Source organism: Caballeronia sp. HLA56, from assembly GCF_054655155.1.
The window spans coordinates 74,282-89,588 of record NZ_BAAHOB010000004.1 but is presented as its reverse complement, the minus strand read 5'-3'; the positions used below and the strand labels follow the sequence as shown (position 1 = coordinate 89,588).

13 protein-coding genes and 1 pseudogene are annotated in these 15,307 nt (G+C 60.5%); 2 read left to right on the top strand and 12 right to left on the bottom strand.

Features of this window, described 5'->3' with window-relative positions:
* Positions 1–9: 9 nt before the first annotated feature.
* From ACYQ47_RS16385 to ACYQ47_RS16370, 4 genes are all read right to left on the bottom strand, one after another.
* The gene (locus ACYQ47_RS16385) at positions 10–2,043 is read right to left on the bottom strand and encodes a tripartite tricarboxylate transporter permease (RefSeq protein ID WP_459906007.1); all 2,034 of its coding nucleotides are present in this window, start codon (positions 2,041–2,043) and stop codon (positions 10–12) included.
* A 73-nt stretch (positions 2,044–2,116) separates the two neighbouring features.
* Positions 2,117–2,971, bottom strand: a complete 855-nt coding sequence (locus tag ACYQ47_RS16380; protein ID WP_459906006.1) for an amidohydrolase family protein — start codon at positions 2,969–2,971, stop codon at positions 2,117–2,119.
* A 39-nt stretch (positions 2,972–3,010) separates the two neighbouring features.
* Complete coding sequence (locus tag ACYQ47_RS16375) at positions 3,011–4,051, bottom strand: Bug family tripartite tricarboxylate transporter substrate binding protein (protein WP_459906005.1); 1,041 nt, start codon at positions 4,049–4,051, stop codon at positions 3,011–3,013.
* A 189-nt stretch (positions 4,052–4,240) separates the two neighbouring features.
* Complete coding sequence (locus ACYQ47_RS16370; RefSeq protein ID WP_459906004.1) at positions 4,241–5,200, bottom strand: LysR substrate-binding domain-containing protein; 960 nt, start codon at positions 5,198–5,200, stop codon at positions 4,241–4,243.
* A 171-nt stretch (positions 5,201–5,371) separates the two neighbouring features.
* On the opposite strand from ACYQ47_RS16370, the gene ACYQ47_RS16365 reads away from it, so the two are divergent.
* Entirely contained in the window at positions 5,372–6,388 is a 1,017-nt protein-coding gene (locus ACYQ47_RS16365) for an ABC transporter substrate-binding protein (RefSeq protein WP_459906003.1), read from the top strand.
* 44 nt (positions 6,389–6,432) lie between these two features.
* Here ACYQ47_RS16365 and ACYQ47_RS16360 read toward each other — a convergent pair whose 3' ends face one another.
* Positions 6,433–7,572 (bottom strand): porin, encoded by a 1,140-nt coding sequence (locus tag ACYQ47_RS16360; protein WP_459906001.1) that lies wholly within the window; start codon positions 7,570–7,572, stop codon positions 6,433–6,435.
* A 544-nt stretch (positions 7,573–8,116) separates the two neighbouring features.
* A complete protein-coding gene (locus ACYQ47_RS16355) occupies positions 8,117–8,566 on the bottom strand; it encodes an FCD domain-containing protein (protein ID WP_459906000.1) in 450 nt (149 codons plus the stop codon).
* 8 nt (positions 8,567–8,574) lie between these two features.
* Between ACYQ47_RS16355 and ACYQ47_RS16350 the strand changes: the two are divergent.
* Positions 8,575–8,916: pseudogene (locus ACYQ47_RS16350) on the top strand (integrase core domain-containing protein); the annotation flags it as partial.
* 300 nt (positions 8,917–9,216) lie between these two features.
* Here ACYQ47_RS16350 and ACYQ47_RS16345 read toward each other — a convergent pair.
* From ACYQ47_RS16345 to ACYQ47_RS16320, 6 genes are all read right to left on the bottom strand, one after another.
* Positions 9,217–10,155 carry a substrate-binding domain-containing protein gene (locus tag ACYQ47_RS16345; RefSeq protein WP_459905999.1) on the bottom strand — a complete coding sequence of 313 codons (939 nt, stop codon included), beginning with the start codon at positions 10,153–10,155 and terminating at the stop codon, positions 9,217–9,219.
* A gap of 28 nt (positions 10,156–10,183) precedes the next feature.
* Positions 10,184–11,176: an ABC transporter permease gene (locus tag ACYQ47_RS16340; RefSeq protein WP_459905997.1), complete on the bottom strand. Its 993-nt coding sequence runs from the start codon at positions 11,174–11,176 to the stop codon at positions 10,184–10,186.
* Between the two features lie 3 nt (positions 11,177–11,179).
* A complete protein-coding gene (locus tag ACYQ47_RS16335; RefSeq protein ID WP_459905996.1) occupies positions 11,180–12,667 on the bottom strand; it encodes a sugar ABC transporter ATP-binding protein in 1,488 nt (495 codons plus the stop codon).
* 38 nt (positions 12,668–12,705) lie between these two features.
* Complete coding sequence (locus ACYQ47_RS16330) at positions 12,706–13,728, bottom strand: zinc-dependent alcohol dehydrogenase (protein ID WP_459905995.1); 1,023 nt, start codon at positions 13,726–13,728, stop codon at positions 12,706–12,708.
* Between the two features lie 92 nt (positions 13,729–13,820).
* Positions 13,821–14,783 (bottom strand): aldo/keto reductase, encoded by a 963-nt coding sequence (locus tag ACYQ47_RS16325; RefSeq protein WP_459905994.1) that lies wholly within the window; start codon positions 14,781–14,783, stop codon positions 13,821–13,823.
* A gap of 171 nt (positions 14,784–14,954) precedes the next feature.
* Positions 14,955–15,134 carry a hypothetical protein gene (locus tag ACYQ47_RS16320; RefSeq protein ID WP_459905993.1) on the bottom strand — a complete coding sequence of 60 codons (180 nt, stop codon included), beginning with the start codon at positions 15,132–15,134 and terminating at the stop codon, positions 14,955–14,957.
* Between the last annotated feature and the right edge of the window lie 173 nt (positions 15,135–15,307).

The following is a 15,307-nucleotide window of genomic DNA, read 5'->3' as shown; positions in this document are numbered from 1 at the left end:
GTAGAAAACTCAGTTTCCGCCAAGCCCCGGCAACCACTGTCCGAGCAGGCTGTCGGGCCAGGGAATATGAAGAATCCGATCGAACACGAGGTAGAGAAACGCCGTCACGCCAAAAGCGAGAATCAAGCTGAGCTTCCAGGGCTCGCGACCTTCAATACGCATGTACGCTGCGATCATCACAGGCACGGTGGGCAGCATGCCGATCAATGACATGCAGACCAGAAACGCGAGGAACCAGCCGAAGAAGCGTGCCGCGCGTGTCAGCACGGTCTTGCGGGAGAGCTTTTCATCGTGATCGCTCGATACGTCCATATGAACGCCGCCGCCTGAGTGCGCCTTGCCATGCGCCGGGATAACGAAGATCTTGTAGGCCAGACTCACGCTCCCCGCGATCATCAAAATGCTTGCCACGACCGTCGGCCCGATCCGCGCCATCAGCAGCCAGCTCTGCGAACTCACCAGCATATACAGTCCGATGCCAATGAAAAACGCATACACAAAGTCTTCGCGCTTCAGAACGATCGAGCCGCTCGGCTTGAACTGCGCGATGCCGCGGCTGCGCAATGCCGTGAACAGTGGTTTGAAGAAAACCAGCGCGGCAAGACTCAGCAGTACGATCACGACGGGACGCGTCACCCACTCCGTGCCGTAGCGCACAAAAGAGATCGACATATAGCGCTCCATCAACACGCCCAGCACGAGACCGAGAATCAGCGGCGGACGCGCCCATCTGAGTCGCTTCATCGTCCAGCCGATGACACCCGCGATCAAAAGCACGAACAAATCGCCCCAACTGCGCGATCCCTGAAACGCGCCAACGTAGATCACCGGCATGATGACCGGAAGGATCAGCGTATAGCGCAACGTCGAGACCTTGGCGAACTGACCGCTCAACAGAAAACACAGTCCCGCGCCGAAGATGTTGGCGAGTGCGATGGACCAAACCATCGAATAGGTGAAGTCGAGGTGCTTGGTCAGCATGTCGGGACCGGGAATGAACCCATGCACCATCATCGCGCCAAGCAAAATGGCCTGAGCCGCGCCACCCGGCACGCCGAAGGACAGCATTGGCACAAGACTGCCGCCTTCGCGCGCATTGTTCGCAGCCTCCGGTGCGATCACGCCGCGCACATCGCCCTTGGTGAAGGTCTGCTTTGCGCCCTTCGATGTCTGCAATGCATGTCCATACGCGATCCAGTCCGTCACCGCTCCGGTGATACCAGGCACAGCACCTAGGATCGCGCCGAGGGTGCCACAACGCAGCACCAGGAACCAATTGCGAAAACTATCGACGACGCCCTGACGCATGCCCTGCCGCGACGTGAACTGCACATTCTCGGCGATTGCCGCACGCCGGATCGCCAACTCGCACAGCTCGGGCAATGCGAAAATGCCGAGGATGATCGGCACTAGCGGAATGCCGTCCTGCAGATAGAGAATGTTGCCGGTCCAGCGCATCTGGCCAGTCGCGACGTTGGTCCCGATCATCCCGACAAGGATGCCGAAACACGCCGCGACCACGCCACGCAGTGGCGCGTTTCCCGACAGCGCGGAGACCATCGACACGCCGAAAATCGTGAGCGCGAGCATTTCGGGCGTGCCGATGGACAACACGAACGGCCGGACCAGCGGCAGCGAGATCGCGAGGATGACCGCGCCGATCAGTCCGCCCATCAGCGAAGACATGTAGCACGCGCTCAATGCCCGCGATGCCTCGCCGCGCTTGGTCATCGGCAGGCCGTCCAGCACGGTGGCCTGGGACGCCGCGTGGCCCGGCACGCCAAACAGCACGGCGGGAATCACATCCGATGTCGTGATGACCGACGCCATGCCGAGTAACATGGCGAACGCGGCATACGGGTCCATCGTGTAGGTGAACGGCACCAGTAGCGCAAACCCCGTCAGCCCGCCGATTCCCGGCAACAAGCCGATCGCCAGCCCGACTGTCACGCCGAACACCAGAAAGATGATGCGGTTGAACTGCAGGATCGTCGACAGCGCGTGTCCGGCCGCCATCAACGTTGCATCGTTGAAGAACTCCATGTCTCATCCTGATGGTTGGCGAGCGTCGTGGGCTCACCTGTTTTTAGGTCCGAGGCGAACGGCGCCCGATCGATCAGCCAGCGAGCATCGGATAGAGCGCCTTGGCCGTTCGTCCCCAGATCCATGCGCGCGCCTCGTCGTCGAGATTCGCGAAACACGCTTTGCCCTGTTCGATGAGCGTTTTCAACGGCCCCGCCGATGCCGGATAGTTAGAGCCGAACGCGAGATGATCCGCGCCGAAAATTTCGACGAGCTTTGCGAAGAACGGTGCCTCGCCACCGGGCGCTGCCTGCGCGAGATCGAAAGTGCGTGGCGTGATCTTCATGTACACGTTGTCGTACTTCGCAAGCGCGAACAGACCCGCGCACTGCGCATAGGGCGGGCCGTCTTCCAGATTCGGCCGGCCGCAGTGATCCAGCACGATCTTTACCGTGGGAAATCGTTCGGCGAGCTCGGCCACCATCAACAGGCCATCGGGCGTGGTCTGCACCGCCATCGTCATGCCGATTTCGGCGCAACGCTGCCAGATCGGGAAAGTCGCGGGATTCACGAGCCAGCTTCCGTCGCTCTGATGCGTCGCACCGCCGGTGAATAGGCGGATGCCGCCCATGCCGCGTCCGAGCCAGTGGTCGAATGTCGTTAGCGCGTCGGGGGCTAGAAGGTCGAAGGAATAGACGCCCGTGAAGCGGTCAGGCTGCTTCGCCACGCTGTCTGCGACATAACCATTGTTGGTGCCGTAGGTCGTTGACGAATGCACGATCGCGGCCTTCGACACGCCGGCTTCGTCCATCTCGGCGATCAGTTGCTCGAACGTGACGGGACGAGTCGCCGACCATTTCGAACGATGTCCGTGCTGAGGCGCAATCGGATACCGCACGGTATCGGTCGAGATGATATGTGGATGAATATCGAGGATTTCGGGCGTCATTTGGCTTTACCATTCAGTGATGATGTGCTTTTGCGTCGCTCAGTGCGCGCTGAAGATGAGCTTGCGGGCATCCGCGAGTTGCGGTTCGGGCGTGGCGTATAGCACCGCGACGATCTGCTCGACTGCATTGCCGTCGATCGGATCGATGGGATATCCCGACTGCTTCATTGCATCGATGAAGTCGGGGTCGGCGATGGTCTTTGCAAAGGCCTCGCGCAAGGCATCGAGCCGGTCTTGCGGCACATCCTTTGGCACAGCGATCGGACGGCCCGCCTGAAACGGCAGAATGAACAGATTAAACAGCGCTTTCACGTCCGGCTGCGTGATATAGGACGACAAGTTCGGTACATCCGCGTAACCTGCGGGACTGTTCCAACCGAGATGCAGCAGCACTTTCATCTTGCCGGTCTTGAGCAGTCGCACCGGTTCGCCCTGCTGGAGACCGTCGATGGTCGACGCCCAGCCGTCCACTTCGCCGCGCTGCATGGCCAGATAAACTTCGCCGCGTCCGGTGTAACCCGGCACGATGCTCATCTTCGCGCCGATGTATTCGTCCAGCAGCGCGGGCAGCGTGCGGTCTTCGTTGGCGAATCCGGTCGCGCCGATATACATCTTCTTTTTGCTTAGATCGTTGGCGCTCGTCACGCCTGAGCGAGTCATCGCGACCAGACAGTATTCGACCTTGTTGAGACTGCCCAGCCAGCGCACCTGACGCGGATCAAAGCGATTCTGCCGTTGGTCGAGCAGCGGAATATAGAGATTATTCCGTTGCAAAAAGCCGATGACGGTGCCATCGCTCGGCTGGCGCGACTGGAGCGATGCCGCCGCGACCATGCCGCCCGCGCCCACCACGTTCATCACGATGGCTTTTGGATGTCCCGGCACATACTTGACGAAGAACCGCGAGAACTGCCGCGCGATGATGTCCGTGGGCGTGCCTGCGTCCGCGCTGACGACAAGCGTCAAAGCCTTGCCGCGGTAAAAATCCTCGACGGACTGACTGGAAGCGGGCGCGGCGGATGCCGTCGCGGCGAGGCCGAAGAGCGCCGCACACGCGCAAATCGCGGTCCTGAAATTCATGTTTTAACTGTCTCCGTATGGATGCGCGGAACCGTCTTTATCGTGATCGGGATCGTGTGTCCCGGTCGCGGTTCGCGTCGTCGCCCGTCGTTCAATGAGCACGAAACCATTGTGCCAGCGGGTCTGGCGGGGCGGATTGAGTTATTCCGCTACGCAGTTGAGCCAATGGTTAAGGTGACGGCGAGGCGTTCAGTGCTTCTTGCGCGCTTCTTCCTCGAGGCGCTGGGCAGTGTCTTCCAGGCAGGAAAGCATGAGTTGCGCGCTGTGCGTGAGTGGGCGCGCGCGGTTCCAGAGCACGCCGGAGGGACGTAGCAGACGCGGCAGGCTCAAGGGAAGCGCATGAAGCGGTTGTGGATGACCGGTGTCGATTGCGGAGGCATCGGCCATAACGGCGATGCAGTCGGACACCTGCAAATGCGCACGGATGACATGCAGCGAGAGCGTTTCGATGTAGTTGTTGGTGAGCGGCACGCCATGCACTTCCAACGCGCGTTCAAGCGGATCGCGCAGGATCGACCCGAGAGGTGGAAGGATCCATGGATAGGGCAGCAGGTCCGCCCATTTGAGTGTTTCCCGACTCGCTAACGGATGCTGCCGCCCTGTCACCAGCATGACCGGTTCTTCGAGCAGCTCCTTTTCGTCGAAGCTGCCCTGCGCATCGGGCGGTGGCAGACGACCGACCACGAGATCAAGATGACCCTGCCACAGTTCGGGCAGAAGCGACGCCGCCGAGCCTTCGACGATCTTCGCATTGGTGCCGGGTGAGCGTTGCTTGAGCAGGTGTAGCGCATGCGTGAGCAGGATCGACGCCGATACCGGCAGTACGCCAATCTCGATTTTTCCTTCGGTTCCCGCGCTTAGCGCCTGCAGCTCGTCGGCCGCCTGATGCAGCACGTGCAGCATCGAACGTGCGTGCCGCGTCAGACATTCGCCGTGTGGCGTAGGGAAGAGACCCTGTCCCGTACGGGTAAACAGCGCGACGCCAAGACCGTGTTCGAGTTCGGCCAGCGCCTTCGAGACAGCAGGCAGCGTCACATGCGTGACTTCCGCGACCTGACTCAGACTGCGGTAGGTGTCGATCGTCACCAGCAGGCGCAGATGCCGCGCCTTCAGGTTGACCTGCAGATACCAGTCGAGTTCTGCCGTCACGTTCCGGTTTCTCCCGGCATGAGCAAATGGTTAAGTTATCGACCATTTTACTCAATCGACCTTACCAGCACGCGAAGGCAAAATCCGCTTTCGAATACGCTCGGCGGATCTTGTTCCAACGCGCGATCCGACAACTATAGGCCGGCTCGACCGGCGTCTGGAGACATGGAGATGACATACCATTGGACCCGTCGCGCTTTCCTGCGCAAAACGGGCGCGCTCAGTGCGGGCATGGCAACGGGTGCGCTCGCCGCGCCCTTCAATGCGCGCGCGGCGGCGAGTGAGATCCGTGTCGTCAGCAATCCGGGTTTGGAAAACGCGACGCTGAACGGACTGATGGACGAACTCGGCTACTTCAAGACCTATGGCGTCGATGCGCGCATCATCGAGGTGCCAGGGCCGACGGGCCCGTTCGATGCCATCGCCGCCGGTTTGGCGGACATCTGCATGGTGTCCGGCTACAACCTCGTGCTCACGCGTATCGAACAGGGCGCGCCGGTCAAGATCGTCGGTGCGGGCATGAGGAAGTGCGCGCTGACGATCTTCGTGCGGCCCGGTTCCGTAACGACGCTTGCGGGTCTTGAAGGCAAGACCATCGCGGTCGGACCGCGAGACGGGCTGCTGCACACGCTTACGCGTCAGATGTTGAAGGAGAAGGGCATCGACGCGTCGCGGATGATGTTCGTCGATCACGGAAGCAACGATCAGTGCTTCGATGCAGTTGCAAGCGGCGCCGCCGATGCCTGCTGCGCAAGCATTTCCCATCTCAATGGCGATGCGGGACCGGTCGCGCTGCGCGAAGGCAACCTTTGGCAGGCCCTGCCGCAGTGCGTTTTTCAGACGGCGTATGCATCGGAAAGCGCACTGCGCGACAAGCACGATGGACTCGTTTCGCTAATGGCGGCTTACGGCGCGCTCTACGACTATCTAATGTCACCCGCCTCGCACGATGCGTTCATCGATGCACGCAAGCGAGCCCAGAAGCGCTTCGACGCCGCATCCGCGAACGCAATCTGGACCTTCAATCAGACGCAGCGTCCATATGCGCGGGACTTGTCGCTGACGGAAGCCGAAATCGCATATTTGCAGGAGATGGATATCAGCGCGGGAAGCCTGAAGCGCAAGCAAGCGTTCGGCGCCGTGGCGGATATGTCGGCGGCGAGGGAAGCGGCGAAGCGCGTGCGCTAAATGCAAGGGGAAGCAAACGCTTCCCCTCTTTCTTGTGCGGACCGTCAGAACGTGTGCCGAATGCCTGCGATGATGGAGATCTGCGATCCACCCGCGGTCGGCGTCGGCACCGGTGTGAGCGTGGTGGCCGCGAGTGCCAGGTTGCCGGAATTGTGGATGTGCTCGCCCGTCAGATAGAGCAAGGTGCGCTTGGAGAGCAGATATTCGCCGCGCAGCACTTCGATCAGCGCTTTGTTGGGCGAATGCTCGTATCGGAGGTCCGCGACCATGCCGTCGATATGGAAAAACGGTGTCACGGGAATCGTGCCTGTCACCCAAAGCAGATTGCTTTTTGGCGTGGAGATGCCTTCGTTGTCACGCTTGATCCAGCCGATGCCGAACTTCGCTTTGTGAACGATGAAGTAACCGCCCAGCGTGAAGCGGCTGTCCGTGAGTTTGGGCGAGGTGAGACCGCCCCAAGTCGCCGACGTTCCGCCGTAGTTGCGCTCGTAGGACGACGCGACGCCCCACGTGTGCCCTTCGTACTTGACCATCGCGGAATACTCGCGGCACTCATTCGACGGAGTTGTTTGGCCGGGACAGTTTGAGGCAACGTTGCTATTGCCCGCCACGGCATCACGGCCGAAGCTGTAGTTCACGCCACCTTCGAAGTCGCCCAAGAAGTAACGGTAGCTGACGGAGTTGTCCGCGCGCGCATTGGCGATGCCGTTGTCGAGTGTAGTCAGGCCTTGCGCGCCCGTTCCGAACGGGTTGATGAACGAAGTCGCGAAGAAGCGCATCGTGTACTGGCGCCCAAAGGTCAGGCGGCCGTATTTGCCGTCGAGTCCGACGTAGGACTGCCGTCCGAAAAGCCGTCCGCCCTGCCGCGATGCACCGGTGGTCGGGCTGAATCCGCCCTGCAGGTCAAAAATGGCCTTTATGCCGCCGCCCAAGTCCTCGCTGCCCCGAATGCCGAAATACGAGGTCGCAGTGCCGTCACCTGTGCGCCAACCGTTCGCCGTCTTGTTCTTGCCGTTGGCGACGTTGTTGACGAACTCGACGCCCTGATCGATCAGGCCGTACAGCGTCACCATGCTGCTACCGACAGGCTTTTCTGGCGGTGCATCCTCTGCTTCTTCCTGAGCCCTGGCGGACGAGGCGCAAAGAAGCGCAGCGCAGACCCACATCCTGGTCTTATATTTCATCACTATGTCTCCGTCACGGTGCCCACTGAGCAAGGAAAGCGTTCCCGCGCCCGTGAGCCTCTTCGTTTGTTGCTGCAGTGACGGAATTCTGCCAGCGGGATGTCATCAGCGAGTTGAGAAAAGCGGCGTCCCGATGGAGCAAATGGTTAATGTCGCTGGGCGCGATTCCGCGGCTCGCGCCCAGAGAAATGAGCTTCGATACGGATTTAGTTTTGTCGGTCCAACGCTTATTCGATCGGTTTCCTTATGGCTTAGACATCAATGCGATGCGCACCGAAGTGGACACCTTCGCCGGGATCCCCGTCTCTCGCAATAGATTGGACGCGCGATCGATGGCTAGAGCGCCCTCAGTGCCCGCTGGGTTCGCCATTGCATCGCTCCGAGGCCTAGCTCATATATTAATTGGAAGGCACATGGTGGTCGCGGCCTGCCTCGCGGCTTGCAGTGTATCTTCGCGCCTTATTGCCGCCAGGATTGCAACACATAATGGCACAGCGTTAAACAGCAAGGCGACTGTTCAGTTATGAGCCCACAGGCTGAAGCGTTAGTCTGGACGACTTTTCCGCTCAAAGGCTCCGTCATCAACCGTAACGACACGTTCAATGAATCTCTCGGCAGCGAGCGTGAAAGACTGCCGCCAGATACTTTCGGCTGCAGCGAAGTCGTTCTCCTTCAAAGCTTGTGCCAAGGCATCCACGCGTTCCTCCGCGTCCTTCTCTCTGTCGGTATAGGACATCTTCAACAGGTTGTTGAAGCGGACCACTTCGGCGGTCAATTCCTCGAAATAACGAGCAGTCTTTTCGAGATTGCTGGCCTTAACGATGGCGTCTTGAAACTCGAGATGGTTGAGAATGGACGCTTCCTGATCCGACTCTTTAGCAAATCTCAGCGCATTGCGCGCCAGACGTTCGAGGTTGCGAATCACAGAACCCGTCAGCAACTCGGGCTTTTTCGCCAGCGCGCCGAGCGCGATTGCGCCGAGCGCGGAGCGCAACGCATAAGGTGCTTGAACGGTTACGCGAGATGCGCGGCTTGCCTGCTTCCATCACGGTGGACAACGGTCCGCAGTTCGCTGGTAAGGTGCTGGATGCGTGGGCTTATGAGGTGGGTGTCACGCTATCGTTCATCCGGCCCGGCAGGCCCGTGGAAAACGCCTACATCGAGAGTTCTAACGGGCGATTCCGCGACGAATGCCTGAACGAGCACTGGTTCGTTTCCATGCGCCATGCCAGGCAATTGATTGAGGAATGGCGTATCGAGTACAACACCGAGCGGCCCCACAGCTCGCTCGGTATCTGGCGCCGATGCAATTCGCGCAGGCGCACGAAGCGAAGGAATTATTAACCTCGGACTCTGACTCCAGTTCTACTAAAACCGGGGGCAGGTCAGCCCGAACTTAATTATGTCGGCGCTCGTTAAACCTCCGAGTCTCTTAACAGGTTACTCTCTTGTGTGTCGAGGCCAGACTGAAAAATCCGCCGCACCCCCACCGCTTCGCACGTCCACCGGAGACCACCGTTGCAAATGTGTCAACACTTTGGCAACCGGCCGTTAGGAGGGGTACGGTATCGGCTACAGCCGCTTGAGTCTTCAATAACAGAAAAGTGCGTCGCGCAAGACAACGACGCAATTTCGCTTGTCTCGTTAAAACGCCGGCTTTACCGTGTCAATGTTTTCCTTTGTGACCCGCACGGTGGGTAATACGACCTTGGGTGGCACCTTTTCGCCCTTTAGGATCTTAACCGCGACAGCCATACTCTCAGTACCGGCGGGCGGATACAGCCACGTCGCAGTTTCATCACCCGCGCGGATCGCTTCAAATTCCTCCTTTTGCCCGTCAAGCCCGAGCACCTTGATCTCGCCCGATCGGCCGCTTTCCTTAATCGCCTGGATCGCACCGAGTGCCATCTCGCCATTCGCTGCGAACACGAGATCGATCGTGCCCGCCGGATGCGCCTGCAAGATGTTCTGCATCGTCGCATAGGCCTTCGGGCGACGGTAATCCGCGGGTTGTCTTGCGATCACCTTGATGTCCGCGGATTTTCCGGTCACCGACGTCACCCCGCCAATACGGCTTACCGATGTTTCGTCGCCCGGAATCCCTTCGAGCAAGACAATGTTGCCTTTGGGCTTGCCATACTTCTTCGTCAGCGTTTCGACAATGTATTGACCCGCGTCCGCGCCGAGCGCGCGGTTATCGCCTGAGACCATCGTGACGGCGCCGGCATTCTCGATCGGTTTGCCGACAAACATGTACGGCACGCCTCGCTCCTTCAGCGACGCCAACTCCTGACGCAACCCTTCGGCTTTCCCGGCTTGCACGAGCAACAGCTTGATGCCCTTGGATTCCATGTCCTCGATACCGGCGATCTGGCCCGCGACGTTGCCCTGCCCGTCGGTGGCAAGGACCTTGATACCGGCAGCTGCTGCAGCTTCGTTAATCTGCTTGCGCTGCGTCGCAAGCCACGGATGATCGAGGCTTTCCTGCGAAAGTCCGATCGTGTCGGCAGCAAGCGCGCTCGTGGCACTGCCACATGCAAGCGCCGCAACTGCTGCGAGATGCATCATTTTTGAGTTGAACATGGTGTCTCCTTGACTATGGAAAACCGCTCTAGCGGCCTTTTGAACGATTGAGTTGCGCGTGGATCAATACCGCGCCGACAATGATTGCGCCCTTCACGATCAACTGCGTGTAGGCGGGGATGTTGAGCAGATTGAGCAGGTTGTTCAGAACGCCGATCAGCAAGACACCGACGATCGTGCCGCCAATGCCACCCGCACCACCCGAGAGGCTCGTGCCGCCCACGACCACAGCGGCAATCGCGTCGAGTTCGAGGCCCTTCCCGAGATTCGCCTCGCCAATATTGAGTTGCGTCGACATCACGAGGCCACCGAGACCTGCGAACAGTCCGGAGAGGCAGTAGGCGATCACCCGAACCTTGTCAACCGGTACACCTGACAGCCGTGCCGCTTCGGCATTGCCGCCTACCGCGTACACATGTCGCCCATAGCGGGTCATCCGCAATATCACCGCCGACGCGATGGACATGACGATGAACAGCAACGCCTGCACCGGCACGCCCGCGAGCTTGCCGCGCCCGATCCACGCCAGCGACACTGGCACGCCGATGACCGGCTGCCCATCTGAATACGCGAGCCCAACGCCCACGAGTGCCGTCATCATCCCGAGCGTGACGATGAACGGCTGGATGCGGCCCTTCGTGGTGATGAAACCGTTGGCCCAGCCGCACGCGATGGCGATCGCAAGGCCGCCGGCCAGCGACGCAAACGGTCCATAGGGCTTGAGCCCTGCGATGGCGAGCGTGGTGAGCGCGAGAATCGATCCCACCGAAAGATCGATGCCCGCCGTGAGAATCACGAACGTCATGCCAAGCGATGTCAGCCCGACGACCGACACTTGACGCACGACGTTTAACAGATTCTCGGCCGTGAGGAAATAAGGGGAGGACACCGCCGCCGTCACACACAAAAGCATGAAGATGGCGAGGATGCCAAAACGTTGGATAAGTTCGATACGCCGATATGCGCCGCTCGAAAAACGTCCGATCGAAGTCGCGCCAGAAATAGGTTCTACTAATGCCATGATTTACCTCGCTATCATATGAAGGACCGACTCTTCCGTCGCGCCGTGTGCGGACGCTTCGCCCGTGACCATGCCGTCACGCAGCGCGACGATGCGATCGGCCATGCCGAGCAGTTCCGGCAATTCCGACGAGATCAGCAGCACCGCCTTACCTGAACGTGCGATCTCGTCGATCAACCTGTAGAACTCGACCTTCGCGCCGACATCGACGCCGCGCGTTGGTTCGTCCAGAATCAGCAGCGTGTAATCGTGAGCGATCCACTTCCCGAACACGACCTTCTGCTGATTGCCACCGGACAGCGTGCCGACCGGCACATCCGCGCTCGACGCCGATACGGCCAGTTGCTTGCACACGGATGCGACTCGCACCTGCTCGCGGCGCCGATTGATGAATCCCCACCGGCAAACGCTGTCGAGCGTCGGAAGCATCGCGTTCTCGCGAATGCTGAGGCCAAGTACGAGTCCTTGCGCCTTGCGGTCTTCTGGCACCAGCGCGACGCCTGCGTCGATCGCCTCCGCTGCGGTCTTGGGACGATGGATGCGGCCGCCTAGTGATATCTCGCCCGATTCGATGTCGTCGAGTCCGAAGATCGCGCGCGCCACTTCCGTGCGCCCCGCGCCGACAAGTCCTGCCAGTCCCACGATCTCGCCTGCACGAACGCTGAAGGTGACGTCCTTCACTCGTTGCGCGAGCCGCAGCGCTTTTACATCGAGCACGATGTCGTTGCTGGCCGCGGCACCGTCATCACGCCGATCGGGAAAGCGCGTGTCGACTTCGCGGCCCACCATGAGACGAATCAGCGACGCGCGGTCGAGGTCTGCCACCTTGCGCGTACAGACCGATCGACCGTCCTTCAGGATCGTGCAGGTGTCGCAGAGGTCGAAGATTTCATCCATCCGATGTGACACATAGAGGATCGTGACGCCATCGCGCGACAACGTCCGCACGACGTTGTAGAGCAGCGTCATCTCGTGATCGGAGAGCGTCGCGGACGGTTCGTCCATAATCAGCACGCGAGCCGAAACCGCGAGGGCCTTCGCGATCTCGACGAGTTGCTGTTCAGCCACCGACAGCGTGCTGACACGCCTACGCACGTCGATCGGTGCGCCGATGCGCGCGAGCAGCGCTTTTGCTTCGCCACGCATCGATGCGCCATCGAGGAACCCGCGCGTGATTCGTTCGCGGCCAAGGAAGATGTTTTCGGCGACGCTCAACGCCGGGATCAGGTTGAATTCCTGATAGATCGTCGATACGCCCGCGTCCACCGCCTCGCTCGGCGACGCCGGTGCGTAGGCCACGGCGTTGAGTATGAGCTGGCCTTCGTTGGGAGCGGTCGCGCCGCTCAGGATCTTGATCAACGTGGATTTACCCGCGCCGTTCTCGCCGACGAGGGCATGCACGGACCCCTTGGCGCATGAAAATTCCACGCGATCCAGCGCTCGTACGCCGGGGTACGTCTTGCTGATTCCCTTTACTTCCAGAGCGTTCATGAACAACCTCAACTGCGCGTTGGTAACGATGGGTCGGCTCAAGCGATCTGCAGCTGAATTTTCAGGACACTCTTGTCTTCAGCCAGTCGCTTGAACGCAGCTTGCACGTCCTCGAGCCGATAGATCGTGGTGAGGAACGGCGCGACATCCACGCGTCGATAGCCGAGCAATGTCGCCGCTTCGTGCATGTCGTCGCCCATGCCGGCGACACTGCCTTGCACGCCCTGCTCACGCAGCACGAAATCGAGCGCGGAGATCCTGAACGTGTGGCCCGGTTTGGCGATACCGAACGCAATCACGCGGCCTCCGGGACGAATCAGGGTGAACGCTTGCTCGTAAAGCTCAGTCGAGCCCACGCTCTCGATCGCGACGTCCACGCCCCGTCCGTCGGTCGCAGCGCGCACGGTGGCGTCGAGTTGCGCGGGATCGGTGACGACGAAATCCGCACCCAGCTCTTTCGCAAGCGCCGCGCGCTGTGCATTCGGCTCGACGACGATCACCGGCGCCGCGCCTGCGCGCACGGCCAATTGCATATGCATCTGACCGATGGGCCCGGCGCCGATCACGAGCACGCTTTCGCCAAGCCGCAGATGACCTTTGCGGAACGCGCGCACGATGCATGAGAGCGGCTCGACCATCGCGCCCTCCTCCACGGGCATCGCAGCGGGCAACGCAACCACCGCGTACGCCGGCACGCGCACGTACTCAGCCATGCCACCGTTCACGTGGATGCCGAGCTGGACCATCTGTGTGCAATTGAGAATCTCATTCTTGCGGCAGTAGAAGCAACTGCGGCATCCGAGATTGATGTCGGCGGTCACCGCCTGACCTACCTTCAGGCCGTTCACGGCCGACCCGACTTCAGCGATCGTCCCGGAGAATTCATGGCCGGGAATCATCGGAAGTCGGTCGCTGGAGTAGTTGCCGTGATAGATGTGCAAGTCGGTCCCGCAGATGCCGCAACGCTCGACTTTGATCAGCACGTCGGACGCGCCGCATTCCGGAACGGGCACGTCGCGCAACTCAAACTGCATTGGAGCAACGAGAACAGCAGCTTTCATGACTTCTCCCTGACGGTGAAGCGTGGGCACGAGCTGATCGAGCGGCTCGGCCAAGCCCGGTGGCGGCAACAGGCTCGACAGCGCGCTAGCGGTTATTGCGGTGTGGGTGCGTCCTGCCGGATCAGTTCCCGACGCTTCAACTCTTGCCAGAACGCGGCAGGGATGTCTGCCCGGAAAGTCTGCAAGTTGTCATCGAGCTGGGCAACGGTGCGCACGCCGGGAATGTTGGTCGGGATGGCCGGATGGCCAAGCACGAATTGCAACGACGCCGCTTTCAGCGGCACCGCGTATTCAAGACACACCTGCTCGATCTTGCGCACCCGTTCGAGAATCGCTTCTGGCGCGGGCGAATAGTTGTATTTCGCGCCGGGCACTGCGCCTGTCGCGAGGATGCCGCTGTTGTAGCCGCCGCCGAGAATCACGGAAACCTGGCGCTCTTCGCATAGCGGAAGGAAGCCGTCCAGCGCGTCCTGCTCGAGCAGTGTGTAGCGCCCGGCGAGCAGCAGGCAGTCGAAGTCGTTGCGCTTGACCGCTTCGTGCGCGACCTGCCATTCGTTGACGCCTACGCCCACTGCCTTCACGACGCCTTCGTCACGCAACTTCAGCAGCGCCTTTGCCGCGCCCGACATCGCCGCGTCGAACATTTCAGGCTGCTGGTCGCCGTGCGTGAAGGCGTCGATGTCGTGGATTAACGCGATGTCGATGTGCTCGAGCGCCAGCCGCTGCAGGCTGTCTTCGATCGAGCGCATTGCGCCGTCATAGCTATAGTCAAAGCGCATCTCGAACGGGAGGCCGTCGACCCACGGCGTGAAATCGATCGCAGCGCGCTTGCGTGGCTTGAGCAGCCGACCGACTTTCGTCGACAGCACGTACTGGTCGCGCGGATACCAGCGTAAGCCCTGCCCGCAGCGCGCTTCGCTCAAGCCGTGGCCGTACATCGGCGCGGTGTCAAAGTAGCGTACGCCGGCGTCCCATGCGGCCTTAATCAAGGCCACCGAATCTTCTTCGGAAATCGGCCGGAAGATGTTGCCGATCGGCGCGGCACCGAAGCCCATCAGTGTCGTTTCGAGTCCCGATCGCGGCCATTTACGCTTTTCTGCTGGATTCATCGTTGTCTCCTGTCGGCTCGAGGTGGTGCCTCAGCGCTTGCTCTGGTTCGGTGTAAGTCGTGCGACCAAGAATTGATCGTTCCAGGAACCACAGCTTTTCAATAACCCACCGGATAGTTACTTGTTGCCAATGCTAAGCGCGGTCGCATGATCAATCAACGGGGTTTTCCCGGACATACCGCGTGGCGTCGGGTTAACGATGAGACCGTGCCGCCATTCGCCGCGGGCGATCAAGAGGATCTCGTCACAGGCGTCTCTTTGCTCGCGATGGCCACGGGCGTCGTCAACGCCGTCCATCCGTACGGTCGTGTCTGAAGGGCCAAAGCGTCAGTCGCGCGCTCACCTTCTAGGCACCAACCCTTCGGTGAATTGCTCACGGTGCGCAGTCACCGGGAGGCTACTTGAAGACTACTTGCGTGGTGATTTTGTTCGCGACCTAGCAAGCCTGCTTTGCTCGCGCGATAGCAGGC

Bases quoted from the DNA above. Each gene is read 5' to 3' on its own strand.
- ACYQ47_RS16385 (WP_459906007.1), bottom strand. From the start codon at position 2,043: ATGGAGTTCTTCAACGATGCAACGTTGATGGCGGCCGGACACGCGCTG.
- ACYQ47_RS16380 (WP_459906006.1), bottom strand. From the start codon at position 2,971: ATGACGCCCGAAATCCTCGATATTCATCCACATATCATCTCGACCGAT.
- ACYQ47_RS16375 (WP_459906005.1), bottom strand. From the start codon at position 4,051: ATGAATTTCAGGACCGCGATTTGCGCGTGTGCGGCGCTCTTCGGCCTC.
- ACYQ47_RS16365 (WP_459906003.1), top strand. From the start codon at position 5,372: ATGACATACCATTGGACCCGTCGCGCTTTCCTGCGCAAAACGGGCGCG.
- ACYQ47_RS16360 (WP_459906001.1), bottom strand. From the start codon at position 7,572: ATGAAATATAAGACCAGGATGTGGGTCTGCGCTGCGCTTCTTTGCGCC.
- ACYQ47_RS16345 (WP_459905999.1), bottom strand. From the start codon at position 10,155: ATGTTCAACTCAAAAATGATGCATCTCGCAGCAGTTGCGGCGCTTGCA.
- ACYQ47_RS16340 (WP_459905997.1), bottom strand. From the start codon at position 11,176: ATGGCATTAGTAGAACCTATTTCTGGCGCGACTTCGATCGGACGTTTT.
- ACYQ47_RS16335 (WP_459905996.1), bottom strand. From the start codon at position 12,667: ATGAACGCTCTGGAAGTAAAGGGAATCAGCAAGACGTACCCCGGCGTA.
- ACYQ47_RS16330 (WP_459905995.1), bottom strand. From the start codon at position 13,728: ATGAAAGCTGCTGTTCTCGTTGCTCCAATGCAGTTTGAGTTGCGCGAC.
- ACYQ47_RS16325 (WP_459905994.1), bottom strand. From the start codon at position 14,783: ATGGGCTTCGGTGCCGCGCCGATCGGCAACATCTTCCGGCCGATTTCC.
- ACYQ47_RS16320 (WP_459905993.1), bottom strand. From the start codon at position 15,134: ATGGACGGCGTTGACGACGCCCGTGGCCATCGCGAGCAAAGAGACGCC.